The organism is Finegoldia dalianensis, from assembly GCF_046255015.1.
Classification (GTDB): Bacteria; Bacillota; Clostridia; order Tissierellales; family Peptoniphilaceae; genus Finegoldia; species Finegoldia magna.
Genome location: NZ_JBDLBQ010000001.1, coordinates 109,394 through 125,479, shown reverse-complemented (window position 1 = coordinate 125,479; position 16,086 = coordinate 109,394). Strand labels below are relative to the sequence as shown.

The following is a 16,086-nucleotide window of genomic DNA, read 5'->3' as shown; positions in this document are numbered from 1 at the left end:
AAAAGCTTGGTAGTCATCTAAAACTACCAAGCTTTTTATTAGCCTTTTAATTCATTTCTGTTTTCTTGTAATTCTTCCAATAGATTGTTCAATTTGTCTTGAGTTGTTTCCAACATTTCATCGATATATTGGATAGATTGACTCTTTAATAGTCTAGCATTGTTTTCAGCTTGAGAAGTAATTTCTTCTGCATTTTTTTGAGCTGCAATAGTAACATCGTGTTCATTTACCATTGTTTCAAATCTGTTTCGAGCTTCTTGGTCTATTTTTTCTGCTTCTTTGTAAGCTTGAGTTCTAATATTTTCAGATTCTCTGTTAGCTTCATCAATAATTCTATTCTTTTCAGCATTAGTCCATTGAGCTTGTTTGATTTCTTCTGGTAAATTTTCTCTCATATCTTTTAAAACTGATAGAAGTTCTTCTCTTTCAACCATAACTTTTTTAGAAAATGGAACTGTTGATGCTTCATCAAGTATGTCTTCCATTTCTTCTATTAACTTAATAATATCCATGTAACCCTCCTGCATTGAGCTAATTATTCTTACAATTATTATAATAAAAATATCAAATTAATTCAAGATAAAGCATTTATTTATCGTTAAATTTATCCTTTATATCTTCAATGATATTTTCAGGAACAAGTTCTGATATATCAGCGCCGTAGGAAGCTATCTCTCTTACTATAGAAGACGAAAGAAATGCATATTTGCCATCTGCAACTAAAAACAATGTTTCTAATTCATTATTTAATTTCTTATTAGCCAAAGACATTTGCATTTCTGATTCAAAATCACTAACAGCACGTAGTCCCCTTATAATTGTACTACATCCTATTTGTTTTGCAAAATCTACAGTCAATCCTTCAAATTGATGAACTCTTACATTAGATAAATGGCTACAAGATTTTTTAATCATCGAAACTCTTTGTTCAAGAGAAAATGTGCTTTTCTTTTGAATGTTTTTTACAACAGCTACATTTACTTCTTCAAAAATTTTTGCACTTCTTTCAATAATATCCATGTGTCCATTCGTAATTGGATCAAAACTACCCGGATATAATACCTTTGTTTTATTCATTATCATTCCTCAAAAAATATATATTCTTATTTTTACCATATTGTTTTTGTTTTTCTAGTTTCAAATTTTTGAAATATTCATCAGACAATTCTTTTTCGGATTCTAATATAACAAGACAATCATCATTTAAAAGATCATTATCTATTAGCATCTGAATGGATTCTTTGTAATAATTTAATCTTTCATAAGGCGGATCGATAAAAACATAATCAAATTTTAATCCTTGTCTTCTGATATTTAATAAATTTTTCTTAAAATCTCCTTTAAAGACTTTTGCGAATTCCTGTGATTTTGTATGCTCAATATTTTCATTGATGCATTTTATATTATCATTAGAAGCTTCACTAAATACTACTAAATCACATCCACGACTTATGAACTCTATACCAACTGCTCCACTTCCTGCAAATAAATCTAATGCTTTAGAATTAGGTTTTACTTGAAAAATCACGCTAAATATAGCTTCTTTTATTTTACCCTCTGTCGGTCTTGTAAATCTATCTAAATCGGTATTTAAGTTCATACCTCGCATTTTTCCTGAAATAACTTTCATTTCTCACCTCAATTAAAAATAACATTTTCTAGTAATTTATCTTTAAACTTATTAATTTCTTCATCCAAATAAATATATTCTTTAGTTTCGCATAAATCATTAGTATATATATACTCAGTTATCACAGCAGCTTTTTCTATCAAATCATAGTCTTTTTCTAGATCTGCTATGTTTAGAAGTGGTATTCCTGATTGTCTAGTTCCTAACAAATCACCACTACCTCTCATCATCAAATCCTTTTGTGATAGTTCAAATCCGCTGTTCGTCTTAACCATAATATTCATTCTTTCCATTTGTTCATCAGAATGTGCATTGTTGATAAGAATACAATAAGATTGATCTGAAGATCTGCCCACTCTACCTCTTAGTTGATGAAGTTGTGAAAGTCCAAATCTTTCTGCATTATATATAACAATTACATTTGCTTTTTTGACATCAACGCCAACTTCAATAACTGTTGTAGATACCAATATTTTTGTTTTTCCGTCTACAAAATCTTTCATAATTTCTTCTTTTTCTGCAGATTTCATTTTACCGTGTAACATTCCAACATTTATACCAGAAAAATACTCACTAGATAACCTATTGTAAAGTTCTGTTACATTCTCTAAATCCAATGCTTCAGATTCTTCTATCAATGGACACACAACATAAGCTTGAAACCCATTTTCAACTTGTTTTCTGATAAAAGCTGCTATTCTTTTTTCATAACTAAATCCAACAGAATATGTTTCTATTACTTTTCTGCCTTTAGGCATTTCATTTATTGTTGATATATCCAAATCCCCATAGTAAGAAAGTGCTAAAGTTCTTGGAATTGGAGTAGCTGTCATCACAAGAACATCTGGATTTTGTCCCTTGTCTGAAATTTTCTTCCTTTGTCCTACACCAAATCTATGTTGTTCATCGGTAATTACGAGTCCAAGCTTTTTAAATTCCACAAAATCTTGAATTATTGCATGCGTACCAACTATGACATCAAAATAACCCGACTTTATTCCTTCTAAAACAGAATCTTTTTCCGATTTTGTTAAATCAGATTTTAATAAACAAACTTTTAACCCAAATTTTGAAAAATCATCCGATAAGTTTTCATAATGTTGTGTCGCTAAAATATCCGTAGGAGCCATAAAAGCTGATTGATAACCACTTGAATATGATTTGAATATCGCTGCTTCAGCTACTATTGTCTTTCCACTTCCTACATCTCCTTGAACCAATCTATTCATTCTCTTTTCAGATGTCATATCACTTTCAATATCTCTAATTGCTTCTAACTGTCCTTTTGTAAGTTCAAATTTTAAAGACTGTATGAAAAGATCCATGCTTTCGTCAGTTTGAAATTTTATATAATTTTGTTCGTTTAGTGTTGTCTTCATTGATTTCATTGCCAATTGCATTATAATAACTTCTTCAAGAACAAGCGCTGTCCTAGCTCGTTTAAATTGTGCATAATCCACAGGTCTGTGTATGTTTTTTATTGCATTTCTTTTGTTCTCAATATCGTAGTTTTTAATCATACTATAAGGAATAACATTTTTAATTTCATCAATACAATGTTTAATAGCAAAATCAATGAATTTAATCATATCATTATTTGTAACGCCTTTTTTTACTTTGTAAATTGGATAAATAATGCCCAATTTCCCACCAAAAGTTTTACTTAAAATTGGTGACGATATTTTGAATTGATTTTGAACTCTATTTATTTTCCCATACAAATAGTAGGTAGTGTTTGGTAGAATTTGATTTCTGATAAAAGGCTGATTAAACCATGACACACTTATTTTAGAAGTATCGTCAAAAGCAATAGCAGATGTTAAGTTTAAATTTCTTCTAAGATATCTAGTTACAGGCTTTGAAATAAATTTGACTTTTATAACGCAGCTTTCTTCATCTCGTATATCTATTATATTTTTTATTATTGATCTATTTTCGTACCTATACGGGAAATAATTCAATAAATCATTAACATCAAAAATACCCATTGAGTTTAAAACTTCTAATTTTTTCTTTCCTATTCCTTTTACTTCTGATAATTGCATAACTCACCACACAAAAAAATCCCTACATTAAACATACAAATAATAGACCGATAAAATCGATCTATTATTTGTAATTATTTGTAAGGAGTTATTCTATTGAAAATACATAGTAATATAAAGGTTGAGATCCTTCGACAACCTCAATATCAATGTTTTTATATTCTTCTTCCAAACTATCTTTCAATTTATTAGCCATCATTTCATCACAGCCTTCACCATAATAAATTGTAACCAATGAATCGTCTTTTTGAATTAGTTGTCTCAATAAATCCATTGAAACTTTATTAATATCATTACCGACCGCTCTGATATTCTTTTGGTCAAGACCGATAATGTCATCTTTCTTTACTTTAATATCTGACATATTTAAATCTTTTACAGCAAAAGTAACTTCACCAGTCTTAACTGTTGCTATTACATCGTTAAAACTATCAAAGTTTTCTTCTGCACTTGCTTCTTCATTGAATGCTAAAAGAGCTGAAATAGATTGTGGTACGGCTTTTGTCTCTACAACAAATACTTCTTTATCAACTATTTGTTTTGCTTGATTAGCTGATAATATGATGTTCTTATTGTTAGGAAATACAAAAACTGTCTTTGCATTAACTTTTTCTATAGAATTAACTATATCTTCAGTTGAAGGATTCATTGTTTGTCCACCAGTAATCACTTCATCAACATTTAACATATCGAAAACTTTACTGAATCCTTTACCACTGCTAACCACTACAAATCCAAAATCTTTTTCTGGTTCTGAAGGTTTAGTAGAAGCTTGACTAATTTCTTCTTCAGTAGAATGCAAGTTTTGATGTTGTAATCTCATATTATCTATTTTGATATCTCTTAAAGCACCTAATTCCATGGCAATTTCTAGAACTTTACCAGGATTATTAGTATGAATATGAGTTTTGATTACTCCATCACCTTTTACAACTAGTAAACAATCCCCAAAGTTTTCTAATTTTGATCTATATGAATTTTCATCTGCATCAGTCATTATAAAAAATTCAGTACAATATCCGAATTCTATTTCTTCATCTGATACAACATTCGTATTTTCATTAATAGTTCTAGAAGATTCGTCAATTACTGTTTCGGAAATCAATTTTTCATTATCGTAATTTAAAACGCCTTCTAAGAATAACATTAAACCTTGTCCACCTGCATCAACTACGTCGGCTTCTTTCAAAACAGGTAACATTTCTTTAGTTTTAAGAAGTGCCTTGTTACCTTCAGATATAATATCTGTCAAAAATTCTTTGATGTCTTCATAATTTTGGTAGTTTTGATCAGCAAACTCACCCATACATCTAGAAACTGTAAGAATTGTTCCTTCTGTTGGTTTCATTACAGCTTTGTATGCAGTTTTATAACTTTCAACAAATCCATCTCTTAATGCAAATATATTAAATTCAGTATAATCTTTAAATCCATTATAAAAACCTCTCATGATTTGAGAAGTAATTACACCAGAATTCCCTCTAGCTCCCATAAGAGAACCATCACTCATAGCTTTAGCTAAATTTGCAATACTCAAATCAGTTACGCCATTAACTTTTGAAATAGCTGATTTAATTGTCAATGTCATATTAGTACCAGTATCTCCATCTGGAACTGGAAAAACATTTAAGCTATTTACTATTTCTCTTTTATTTTCTAAGTTCTTAAATCCCGCTAGAAGGCAATTCTTGAACAGTGTTGCGTCATTCTTCATTGTGCCCCCTATTTTTCTTCGTTTATTCTCATATCTTGAACAAGAACATTAACACATTCTACTTCAAGACCAGTTTTATTTTCTACACTATATTTAACTGTATCAATAATATTTTGGCAAACCACAGCAATTTTAGTACCATATTCCAAAACTACAGTTAAATCTATTACAATTTTATTATTTTTGGTATAAACTTTTACTCCCTTACTCATATTGTCTTTATTGAGTAACATTAAAAATCCATCTGATAAATTTTTATAAGCTAGTCCAACAATTCCGTAACAAGTCATAGCTGTTTCACTAGCAATAGTTCTAACGATATTATCTGATATTAATATTGAACCATATTCGTTATCAATTTTAGTAGTCATATTACCTCCTATTTGTGATACCTAACTAATTATATTATACTCTTTTGATGTTTAAGATTCTAATTTACATATTAATACTATATTATTATAACATATTTTAGCTCTAAAAGCTTGAAATTCAGTTTTAAAATATGCTATAATATCAAGAGACATTTGAAAAAGAACCAGGAGGTGTAATTATGTCCAAAAAATGTGAAATTTGTGGTAAATCAAGAACTTTCGGAAATAATAGATCATTTTCTTTAAGATCTTCAAATAGAAGCTGGGCACCTAACATCAGAAAAGTTAGAGCTTTAGTCGATGGCAAACCAAAAAGAATCAATGTATGCACTAGATGCTTAAGATCAGGTTTAGTTGAAAGACCTCAATTTATCAAAACAACAGAAGAAGAATAAAACAAAGAGTCGAAAACTTCGACTCTTTTTTAATCTCTAGAATCAATTAAAAGGCCATATCCCTCTATTAATTCTATATATGCTTTTTTATTTTTTATTTTATTACTAATCGTCAATGTTGAACAAAAATCAACATCTAAAAATTCGCTGTCGTATTCAAAACCATTTAACCTAATTTTCATTCCACTATTCGATAAAACTACAATGGAAATATAGTCATATCTCATAACACATTCTGTGCTTTCTCCTAAGAATTTAATTATATTATTGTTACCAATAAATATAAGTTCAATTCCTTTTTCATAGCATTTTTTTGAATAAATTAAATTCGACATTGTGTGATCTAATCTGGTTCCTGTTGCCCCAAAAGCATATATTGTATTACAGTTCTTTTCGATTAATATATTTATTGCGGCTTCAAAATCAGTAAAATCTTTTTTGCAATTATATTTTTCAAAAATCTTGTTGTTTTCTTCTAGAAAAATTTTGTCCTCATTATTTATAGAGTCAAAATCTCCTATAGCGAAATCAAAATCTTTATGATAATCTATGAAATATTTCGTTCCACCATCTACAGCTATTTTAAAGTCTGATCTTTCATAATATTCTTCAAAAAGATTCTTATCAGATAATTCCCCTGCGCAACAAATCAAACCAATCATTTTTTACTTACCTTTGATACAGGTTTAATTAAAATTAATATGACAACTATAGCTATAATTCCATTAGGAACAATGTAGGTGATGTTATATAAGAACGATCCGAGTAATGCAGGAATATCTGATGGCAATGTGTCTTTGAAAAATACATAACCACTTAAAATCGCAGCTACTCCTCTCATTAAAATAGCGAATATACATGCTAAAATCATTTTATAATTAATTTTGCCACTCAAAGTTTCTTCATTACATCCTAACCCTGATAATCCTAAAGCCATATAAGCTATTGGATAATCTAGCATATATTGTATTGGATGGATAACGTAAGGATCAACAAAGCTATCCAAAACTCCATACATTAATCCAATTACAATCCCTGGTTTTAGCCCCCATCTTAGTCCAAATAATAAAATCGGAACATATCCCGCTAGGGAAACAGATCCTCCTCTTGGCATTTTAAAAATAACAATGCTATTTAGTACAGCTGTCAAAGCTAAAGTAATTGCCCCTTCAACCATAAATCTCAAATTTTTGTTCAAGATATCCTCCTTTTAACTATAATTTTTGATTGTAAATATCTAGTTGCAATTCTATGTCATGATTAAAAACATCTGAACCACTTACAATTAGATTAGCTCCAGATTCTAACACTTTATCGACATTAGAAGTTTTCACTCCTCCATCAACTTCCAGTAAAATATCTTTTTTTGATGTTTCTATCATTTTTCTTGCATCTTTTATTTTTGAATATTGACTCTCTATAAAGGATTGTCCTCCAAAACCTGGATTTACACTCATTACAAGTATTATATCTAAATCATCAATAATATAATCACAACATTCCAATCCTGTGGATGGATTAAGTGCTAATCCACATTTTTTTCCAGCTTTATGAACAGTTTGAATAGTCCTATGTGGATGAAAAGTTGCTTCTGGATGAAAAGTAATTATATCAGCTCCGGCATTCAAAATGTCATTTATAATATTTTCTGGTTTGTTAACCATCAAGTGACAATCAAGAATAAAGTCCGGATATTTTTCTCTTATTTGTTTTATAACTGCTGGACCAAAAGAAATATTTGGCACAAAATTTCCGTCCATAACATCCAAATGTAAATATTTTATTCCCTTATTTTTTAGTATATCTAAGTTTTTTTCTAACTCAAAAAAGTTACATGCCAACAAAGACGGACTTAAATTAGCCATTAATACCTCCTAATTTTTTTGTATTCTTCAACTATCTTCAAATAATTATCATATCTACTCTGGGATATTTCTCCAATTTCAACAAGTCTTTTTATTTCACATTTTGGTTCATTAATGTGCTCGCAATTATTGAACTTACATCTTAAACTATTTTTTCTAAATTCTACAAAATTATTTTTAATTTCTGATTTGTCATTTAAAAAAGACAAATCAAAAGAACTAAAACCCGGTGTGTCTAAAACGTAAGTATTGTGATCTACCATTTTAATTTCAATGTGTCTTGTCGTTTGCTTTCCTCTCTGAGTTTTATCACTTATTTTACCAGAAATAAAATACTCACTTGGAAATAATTTTTTTAAAGTACTGGATTTCCCCGCCCCGCTGGGACCAATAACACAATTGATATGATTTCTGAATTCATTTAATAATTCTTCATTAGTGATTGAAGATTCATTTGAGTTGAATATTACTTTATAGCCGACATTTCTGTATATATCAGCATAAATTTTTTTCTCATCTTCAGATACCAAATCAGACTTATTAAATACAATGACGCAATCAATGCTGTTTTTCTCAATCATTAATAGATATTTGTCTAGTAACATTAGATTAATATTAGGTGACTTAATGCTACTTAGAACAAAACATTTATCTATATTACTCACTTCAGGGCGGTGCAAAAGCACAGATCTTGGATGTATTTTTAAAATAAATCCAAGACCATTTTCTACGTTTATATCTACTTTATCGCCTACAACTGGAGTTATTTTCTTGTTCCTAAAATTCCCCTTTGCCTTCGAAGGATACACTTCGTTTCCAACGCTTACGTAGAATAATTCCCTTTGAATTTTCGTAATAACACCTGTTTTATCCGACATTAACTAATTCTCCATTAATATAGACTTTAATATCATTATTAGGTTTTACTTTTACTTTAATTCTGATATCTCCTTCAGAAGCATTATGATTTTCTTCATATATTATATTATTTTCAGTTTCATCTTTAATAGTTACTGTATAAATTCCTTTTTCTACAGGTTTACTTATTCTGAATACTTTATCAATCATTTCAGGTTCTTTTTTCCCTTTACTGATTATAACATCAATTGAACTATCTTTTTTTAGTTTCTTTCCAGCATCATATTGTTGCCATATAACTTGGTTTGTATCATATGAATTGCTAAATTTCTTTTCAATATTTCCTATATTTAGTCCGATTGATTTTAATTTATTACTAGCTTGACTTATATCCGCTCCTATTAAATCAACCATCTCTACTAGTTCTTCTTTTTTACCTAAAGAAATTACAACATCAACTTTAGAGTCTTTACTTATGCTAGTTCCTGCATCTGGATGTTGTTGCATAATTTTTCCAGCTTCAAAATTATCGCTGTTTTCTTTAGTTATTTCACCAATCTCTAAGCCTAATTTATTTAGTTGAATTTTAGCATTTTCAATAGTCATATTGGATAAATTAGGTACAGACACCTGTTCCTCGCCTTTGCTTACAACTAATTTTATAATAGTTCCTTTTTTCACTTCTGTACTGGATTCAGGATCTTGTTCTAATACTTTTCCTGGTTCAACATTACTTTCAGTCTTATATTCTGAAACAACAGCAATTAAATTATTAGCCTTAGCTTTATTTAAAGCTTCGGTTTCCGTTAAACCGGTTAATGCAGGAACTAAAACTAGGTCTTGCTTATTCTTGTTAATATATTTCTTGCCAAATATAATTGCAACAAATACCAAAGCTGCTAAAACTATAGGCAATAGAATCCACATAAATTTTTTAGATTTATTTTTATTATCTTTTGTAGAAGATTGTTTAGGCGTTTTATAAACTGCTTCTTTTATTTCAGGTTGTTCATCATTTTCCTTAATTATTGGATTTTTAGTAGTTTTTTGATATAAATCAGAAGAATAGTTTTGATAATTTCTCAACATTTCTTTCAATTCTGTAGCTGATTTAAATCTATCATTGGGATCTTTTGCCATCGCTTTAACTATTATATCATTAAGACCTTGTGGTAAATCATGACGAAGATTTATAGGCGGCACCAATGGATCTTGAATATGTTTCAATGCAATTCCAACAGCATTTGGTGCATCAAACGGTACTTCTCCTGTAGCCATTTGATACAATACAACACCTAATGAATATATATCACTTTTCTCATCGATAAATTTACCCTTTGCTTGTTCTGGTGAAATATAGTGAACAGTTCCCAATACAGTTGAAGTATATGTCAATGTTGCAGACGAAGAAATTCTTGCAATGCCAAAATCTGTCGCTTTTAAATTGTTAGACTTATCAATTAACATATTATGTGGTTTAATGTCTCTGTGAATAATTCCATTTTTATGAGCACATTCTAAAGCACTTGCTATTTGAACACCATAATTCACAATATCTTCGATCGGCAGAATTTGTTTTTCATCTATTATATCTTTTAAAGTCTTACCATCTACATATTCCATTACAATGTAATTATATTTACGACCATCAACATATGAACTTCCAACATCGAACACACTTACTATATTAGCGTGCGTCAAAGATGCAGCAGATTGTGCTTCCATTGCAAATTTTCTCAGAAAATCTTGGTCTTCCATATATTCATTTTTTAATACTTTCACAGCGACATATCGGTTTAAAACAGTGTCCAAAGCTTTGTACACTTTAGCCATACCACCAACGCCTACTTCTTCTATTATCTCGTATCTATCGCCTAAAACTTTACCTATCATAATTTTCCCCTTCATATAAATAAAGCGTAATAGTTATATTATCAATACCTTCGATATCATTTGCTTCATCAATCAGATTTTGAGTTATTTTATCCAAATCTGTTTCTTTTTTAATAATATCAACAATATCCTCATTTTCTAATTGTGAAGTCAAACCATCTGTGCACATTAATATCAAATCATCTTGAATAAGTTTAATATTAAAAATGTCTATATCTACAGTATCTTGAATTCCTAAAGATCTTGTAATAACATTTTTTTGTGCAAAATCTAAGGCCTCTTCTTCAGTTATAGTTCCAGATGATAATAAATCATTCACAAGAGAATGATCTACGGTAATTTGCTTTAATTCTCCATCCCTGTATAAGTACAATCTACTGTCTCCAACATTTGCGACAATAGCATTATCATCATAAACTAAACAAGCAACTATCGTTGTGCCCATATTTCTATGTTCAGAATTATTTTCACTATCTTTGTAAACTTCCTCATTTGCTAAAGTTATCGCTTTTATCAGTGTATTCTCGTAATCTTTTTCATTTTCATTTTCTTTTACGTAGTTTATAACAGTTTCGACAGCTTTTTTGCTTGCAACTTCACCAGCTTTATGTCCACCCATTCCGTCGCACACAACAAGTAAGCTAAAATCATCTGTAATATAATTCATATGATAATCTTCATTAAGCTTTCTTACCAATCCGATATCTGTGCTTGAAGCATATTTCATTCCACACCTCTTTTAGTCATATTGTTAATTCTTAATTGCCCACAGGCTCCTTCAATATCAATGCCTTGCTTTCTTCTTATTGTAGTATTAACATTGTTTTTATTCATGTAATTCATAAATTCCATCATCTTGTTTCTATCTGGAGATTTTTGATTAAATTCTTCAATAGGATTTAATGTTATTAAGTTCAAAAGACAATTTCTATTTTTTAATAAATCGACTAGCTTGTCCATATATTTTTTTGAATCATTTACACTTTCAATTACAGTATATTCAAATCCAATTCGCCTTTTGGTTTTATCAAAATAATAGTCGCAAGCATCTAGAATTTCTTCAATTGAGTATTTGTTTCCAATAGGCATTAGCTGATTTCTCTCATTATCAAATGGATTATGAAGTGAAATAGTTATGTTTATACCTATATTTTCATCTGCAAGTTTAATTATTTTATCTACTAATCCACATGTAGATAATGTTATATTTCGAATAGACATATCTTGTCCTTCTTTGTCTGTAATCAAATCAATAAACCTTATAACATTATCGTAATTATCTAATGGTTCCCCTATGCCCATTAAAACCATATTATTGATTCGTATACCCAAATCATTTTCTACCAAATATATCTGAGCACACATCTCATAAGGTTGTAAATTTCTTACGAAACTTTTCTTTGTCGATGCACAAAATTTGCATCCCATTTTACAACCAATTTGTGTTGATAAGCAGATTGAAGTGTGAGTTTTATATTCCATAAACACCGTTTCTACGATATTACCATCACTCAACTCTATAAGATATTTTTTCGTGTTGTCTAATTTTGAATCAATCCTTTTGATAATAGAACAATTTTTGATATCATTGTAGTTGTCTAGTTTTTCTCTTAAATCATTTGAAAAATTAGTCATTTTATCAGGATTGAATATTCTATTTTTATGAATAGCTTGAAAATACTGCAATGCTCTGAAAGATTTTTCTCCATTATTCACAAAAAATTCTTTCAGTTCATCGACAGTCATATTTTCCAAGACAATTTTATTTTGCATATTATTCACCAATCTAAATTATATCAAAAATCTCAAGTTTTGTAATCTATTAGTCTTTTACAAACTTTGAAATGAAAAAGCCCTGCGTTCCTTTTTGGAATGGCATAAGTTTTATAAATTCATTTTTATCTCCATAAAAATCAATATCTTCTCTTTTTAAGTTTAATTTGTTTTCAATATAATCCACATTTTCTTCGTTCTCTTCTTTTAAAAGAGAGCATGTAGAATATACTAATATGCCGCCTTTTTTTAAATATTTTTCACAATTTTCAAGAATTTTTCTTTGTATTAAAACCAAATCTTCTACATCTTTTTTCGTTCTGAATAACTTTATCTCTGGATTTTTATTGATAACACCTGTTGCAGAGCACGGTGCATCCACAAGAATTCTATCAAATTTATTTATCAAATCTTCTTGTAAAATAGTTGCATCAAAATTCATATATTGAACATTTTCAACTCCACATTTATTCACATTCTCTTTTATTCTATATATTTTATTCTCGTTAATATCATTACAGTAAATAATCGATTGATTATTTGTTATCTCTTGAATGTTGCATGATTTTGACCCAGGAGCTGCACAAATATCAAGAACTATGGAGTTCTCCACTGGCTCTAAAACCTCTGCGCACAAACTACAAGAACCATCTTGGATAATAAATTTACCTTCTTTAAATTCGTTCGTATCTATTGTCGATTCAGGATTTTTTACGATAAAACTATCTTTTAAAAAAGGATGTTGTTCTAATACGAATCCTTGATTTTCTAAATTTGTTTTTAAATTATTTTCCTTCAATTTATTTTGTTTAATTACAAAATCAGATTTGTAAAAGAAAGATTTGAGAAGTTTTTTTACAGTTTTTTTAGAATAAGATTTGTTCAACATCTTAAGTAATTCTTTGTTTATGGAGAATTTAATTTCATCTCCTAAATCTTCCTCATCCAAATTAATCCTGCAAACCTCCCTTAGAACAGCATTAACATAATCTTTATAATGTGTTAAGTTGTTAGCCAATTCTACTGCTTCGTCAACTACAGCATAATCAGCTGTTTTCATAAATAGTATTTCCGTAGTGGCCATTCGCAGGATTTCAAGAACAATTTTATCAAGCTTATTTAGTTCCAAATCGCTGCACTTAGATATTACATAATCTATAAAAAATCTATTTTCTATTTCTGTAAATACACACCTTTTAATGTACGCGATATCTCTCTTGTCCAAATCACCATAATCATAAGTCTTTAATAATTCAGAAGAGTATCCTGATTTATTATTAATTGAGTTGGTAATATTAATTATTTCGTTTCTAATATTCATAATCTCTCATTTCTTTTAATTATTTTAATTACATAATATATTTTACACTAAAACAGCAAAAATAAAAAAATTGAACCTAAAAGGATTAACCTTAGGTTCAATCTACATTAATTTTTAATCTCTATCTCTTGATATCAGTATTAATCTTACCAATTGTAACAGTGAAACCAAAGCACTTGCAATATAAGTTAATGCAGCTGCTTTTAAAACTTGTTTCGCAGGTTCTATTTCATCATCAGCCAATAGTCCATTTGATAAAGCTCGTATAGCTCTACTACTAGCATCAAACTCAACTGGCAATGTAATTAGTTGGAATAAAACGGTCGCTGAAAATAAAATAATTCCAAATTCTACTAATGGTCTCATGCTAAACATAAATCCAAGTAAAATTAAAATCCACACTGATTTCGATGCGAAATTCACAACAGGAAACAAAGATTCTCTAAATCTCAAGAAACCATAATTTTCCTTGTCTTGAATCGCATGACCTACTTCGTGACTTGCCACAGAAACTGCAGAAATCGACTGACTATTATACACTGCATCTGATAAAGCCAAAACTTTTTTTGATGAATCATAGTAATCAGTCAAGCTTCCTTGAACATTTACTATTTCTATATCTGACAAACCTTCGTAATCAAGCAGAACTCTTGCCATTTCTTTTCCAGTCAATCCTTTTGAATTAGTTGTTTTCTTATACTTATCAAAAGTATGAGTAACTTTGATTTGTGAATAAAACGCCAATATCAAAGCTGGAATTAACAGCAGCATAGTTCTATCATAATAAAAATTAAACAATGATTCCTCCTACAAAATTATTCCCTCTTCAAATGAATTTCCATTCAAATATTCGCTAACATTAAGAGGTTTTTTATTTGGAAGTTGTAATCTTGTGATAATTATAAATCCATCTTCACAAGCAACCTTAATTCCATTTTTGTCTACTTTTACAACTTCCCCATTCTTATTATCATTATATTGTTCTATTATGTTGATATTGTGAACTTTTACAGTTTTATCGTTTAATTTAAAAAACAAACCTGGCCAAGGAGTCAATCCTCTAAATTTATTGTAAATTACATCTGCTTTTTCATTAAAATTAATTTCACCCATAGATTTCTGAATTTTACCTACAGTAGAGGCTTCATCTTCATTTTGTTTTTCTCTTGAATCGAAATATTTTTGGTAATCATTAATTACTTTATTAATTAAATCAGCACCCATTATCATTAATTTATCGTGCAATTCTTCAAGCATAATTTCTTTGTTAAGCTTAATTTTATCTACAGCTAAAACATCCCCAGTATCAAGTCCTTGTTCAACTAACATTATACTTACACCGGATTCTTTATCGCCATTTATTAGAGAGTAATTTATCGGAGAAGCTCCTCTGTATTTGGGCAAAATTGATGCGTGAACATTTAAAATCTTGTTTTTAAACCTATCCAGTATTCTTTTTTTGATTAATTGACCATAAGCTACCACCACAATAAAATCAGGATTAAGTCTATCTAATAGATTAAAAACTTCATCGTCATTTATATTTTGTGGAGTAATAACATCTATTCCTAAATCCATAGCTCTTTTTTTAACTGCCGTAGGTGAAAACTTATTTCTATTTCTTTTTTTATCTTGTTGTGATATCACTAATTGAATTTCGTTATTTGGGTTGCCATATAATCTTTGCAAACTCTCAACTGCAAAATCTGGAGATCCCGCAAATACAATTTTATTTTTCATTATTTAATCTCTCAATCTCTTCATCAGAAAGATCCAATACTTTATCAGTGTACAATACGCCATCCAAATGATCTAATTCATGACAAAAACAATGTGCTTTGTAATCAGTGCCTGTTTTCCTTTGAATGTTTCCGTCCAAGTCTGTGTATTCTACAGTAACAGTCTTAGGTCTTTCAACATATCCATTTTTACCAGGAACTGACAGACAACCTTCAACATTAATTTGCTTTTCATCTGATCTTTCTATGATTTTAGGATTTATCAAAACCATTTTGCCATCTTCATCTTGCATGTCTATTACTACTATCCTCTTAAGCATTCCTACTTGAACACAAGCCAATCCTATTCCTTTATTTTCATACATTGTTTCAAACATATCATCTACTATTTGTTTGATTCTATCATCTATTTTTTCAACCTCTCTTGATTTTTTTCTCAAGATTGGATCATTTTCTAATCTTATTTGTCTTAATGCCATTTT

The 16,086-nt window shown here is 29.3% G+C and carries 18 protein-coding genes; 1 reads left to right on the top strand and 17 read right to left on the bottom strand.

From position 1 onward, the window contains the following. Positions 1-38: 38 nt before the first annotated feature. From ABDJ34_RS00755 to ABDJ34_RS00730, 6 genes are all read right to left on the bottom strand, one after another. Positions 39-512, bottom strand: a complete 474-nt coding sequence (locus ABDJ34_RS00755; RefSeq protein WP_035109473.1) for a hypothetical protein — start codon at positions 510-512, stop codon at positions 39-41. Between the two features lie 76 nt (positions 513-588). Next, a complete protein-coding gene (coaD, locus tag ABDJ34_RS00750; RefSeq protein ID WP_094224630.1) occupies positions 589-1,077 on the bottom strand; it encodes a pantetheine-phosphate adenylyltransferase in 489 nt (162 codons plus the stop codon). Further along, positions 1,070-1,630 (bottom strand): 16S rRNA (guanine(966)-N(2))-methyltransferase RsmD, encoded by a 561-nt coding sequence (gene rsmD / locus ABDJ34_RS00745; protein ID WP_316445269.1) that lies wholly within the window; start codon positions 1,628-1,630, stop codon positions 1,070-1,072. Before rsmD ends, coaD begins: the two co-directional genes overlap by 8 nt. A gap of 8 nt (positions 1,631-1,638) precedes the next feature. Then, a complete protein-coding gene (recG, locus tag ABDJ34_RS00740; RefSeq protein WP_412701064.1) occupies positions 1,639-3,675 on the bottom strand; it encodes an ATP-dependent DNA helicase RecG in 2,037 nt (678 codons plus the stop codon). 88 nt (positions 3,676-3,763) lie between these two features. After that, positions 3,764-5,389, bottom strand: coding sequence for a DAK2 domain-containing protein (locus tag ABDJ34_RS00735; protein WP_154272653.1), 1,626 nt, complete (start codon positions 5,387-5,389; stop codon positions 3,764-3,766). An 8-nt stretch (positions 5,390-5,397) separates the two neighbouring features. Further along, the gene (locus tag ABDJ34_RS00730; RefSeq protein ID WP_002836299.1) at positions 5,398-5,760 is read right to left on the bottom strand and encodes an Asp23/Gls24 family envelope stress response protein; all 363 of its coding nucleotides are present in this window, start codon (positions 5,758-5,760) and stop codon (positions 5,398-5,400) included. Between the two features lie 179 nt (positions 5,761-5,939). On the opposite strand from ABDJ34_RS00730, the gene rpmB reads away from it, so the two are divergent. After that, a complete protein-coding gene (gene rpmB / locus ABDJ34_RS00725) occupies positions 5,940-6,155 on the top strand; it encodes a 50S ribosomal protein L28 (RefSeq protein WP_002836298.1) in 216 nt (71 codons plus the stop codon). 29 nt (positions 6,156-6,184) lie between these two features. Here the strand turns inward: rpmB and ABDJ34_RS00720 are convergent, their stop codons facing one another. From ABDJ34_RS00720 to def, 11 genes are all read right to left on the bottom strand, one after another. Further along, the gene (locus ABDJ34_RS00720) at positions 6,185-6,817 is read right to left on the bottom strand and encodes a thiamine diphosphokinase (RefSeq protein ID WP_353317118.1); all 633 of its coding nucleotides are present in this window, start codon (positions 6,815-6,817) and stop codon (positions 6,185-6,187) included. Then, positions 6,814-7,353: an energy-coupled thiamine transporter ThiT gene (thiT, locus tag ABDJ34_RS00715; protein WP_094223403.1), complete on the bottom strand. Its 540-nt coding sequence runs from the start codon at positions 7,351-7,353 to the stop codon at positions 6,814-6,816. The genes ABDJ34_RS00720 and thiT overlap by 4 nt, the downstream gene beginning before the upstream one ends. 16 nt (positions 7,354-7,369) lie before the next feature. Then, on the bottom strand, positions 7,370-8,020 hold the full coding sequence (gene rpe / locus ABDJ34_RS00710) for a ribulose-phosphate 3-epimerase (RefSeq protein WP_353317117.1): 651 nt from the start codon (positions 8,018-8,020) through the stop codon (positions 7,370-7,372). Continuing rightward, complete coding sequence (rsgA, locus tag ABDJ34_RS00705; RefSeq protein WP_412701063.1) at positions 8,020-8,898, bottom strand: ribosome small subunit-dependent GTPase A; 879 nt, start codon at positions 8,896-8,898, stop codon at positions 8,020-8,022. The genes rpe and rsgA overlap by 1 nt, the downstream gene beginning before the upstream one ends. Then, positions 8,888-10,771 carry a Stk1 family PASTA domain-containing Ser/Thr kinase gene (pknB, locus tag ABDJ34_RS00700; RefSeq protein ID WP_353317115.1) on the bottom strand — a complete coding sequence of 628 codons (1,884 nt, stop codon included), beginning with the start codon at positions 10,769-10,771 and terminating at the stop codon, positions 8,888-8,890. The genes rsgA and pknB overlap by 11 nt, the downstream gene beginning before the upstream one ends. Continuing rightward, a complete protein-coding gene (locus ABDJ34_RS00695; protein ID WP_412701062.1) occupies positions 10,761-11,498 on the bottom strand; it encodes a Stp1/IreP family PP2C-type Ser/Thr phosphatase in 738 nt (245 codons plus the stop codon). Before ABDJ34_RS00695 ends, pknB begins: the two co-directional genes overlap by 11 nt. Continuing rightward, positions 11,495-12,544 carry a 23S rRNA (adenine(2503)-C(2))-methyltransferase RlmN gene (gene rlmN / locus ABDJ34_RS00690; protein WP_412701061.1) on the bottom strand — a complete coding sequence of 350 codons (1,050 nt, stop codon included), beginning with the start codon at positions 12,542-12,544 and terminating at the stop codon, positions 11,495-11,497. The genes ABDJ34_RS00695 and rlmN overlap by 4 nt, the downstream gene beginning before the upstream one ends. Before the next feature lie 49 nt (positions 12,545-12,593). Next, the gene (rsmB, locus tag ABDJ34_RS00685; protein WP_412701060.1) at positions 12,594-13,865 is read right to left on the bottom strand and encodes a 16S rRNA (cytosine(967)-C(5))-methyltransferase RsmB; all 1,272 of its coding nucleotides are present in this window, start codon (positions 13,863-13,865) and stop codon (positions 12,594-12,596) included. 114 nt (positions 13,866-13,979) lie between these two features. Next, complete coding sequence (locus ABDJ34_RS00680; RefSeq protein WP_412701059.1) at positions 13,980-14,663, bottom strand: zinc metallopeptidase; 684 nt, start codon at positions 14,661-14,663, stop codon at positions 13,980-13,982. A 9-nt stretch (positions 14,664-14,672) separates the two neighbouring features. Next, on the bottom strand, positions 14,673-15,605 hold the full coding sequence (gene fmt / locus ABDJ34_RS00675; RefSeq protein ID WP_412701058.1) for a methionyl-tRNA formyltransferase: 933 nt from the start codon (positions 15,603-15,605) through the stop codon (positions 14,673-14,675). Beyond that, on the bottom strand, positions 15,595-16,083 hold the full coding sequence (gene def / locus ABDJ34_RS00670) for a peptide deformylase (protein ID WP_412701057.1): 489 nt from the start codon (positions 16,081-16,083) through the stop codon (positions 15,595-15,597). The genes fmt and def overlap by 11 nt, the downstream gene beginning before the upstream one ends. Between the last annotated feature and the right edge of the window lie 3 nt (positions 16,084-16,086).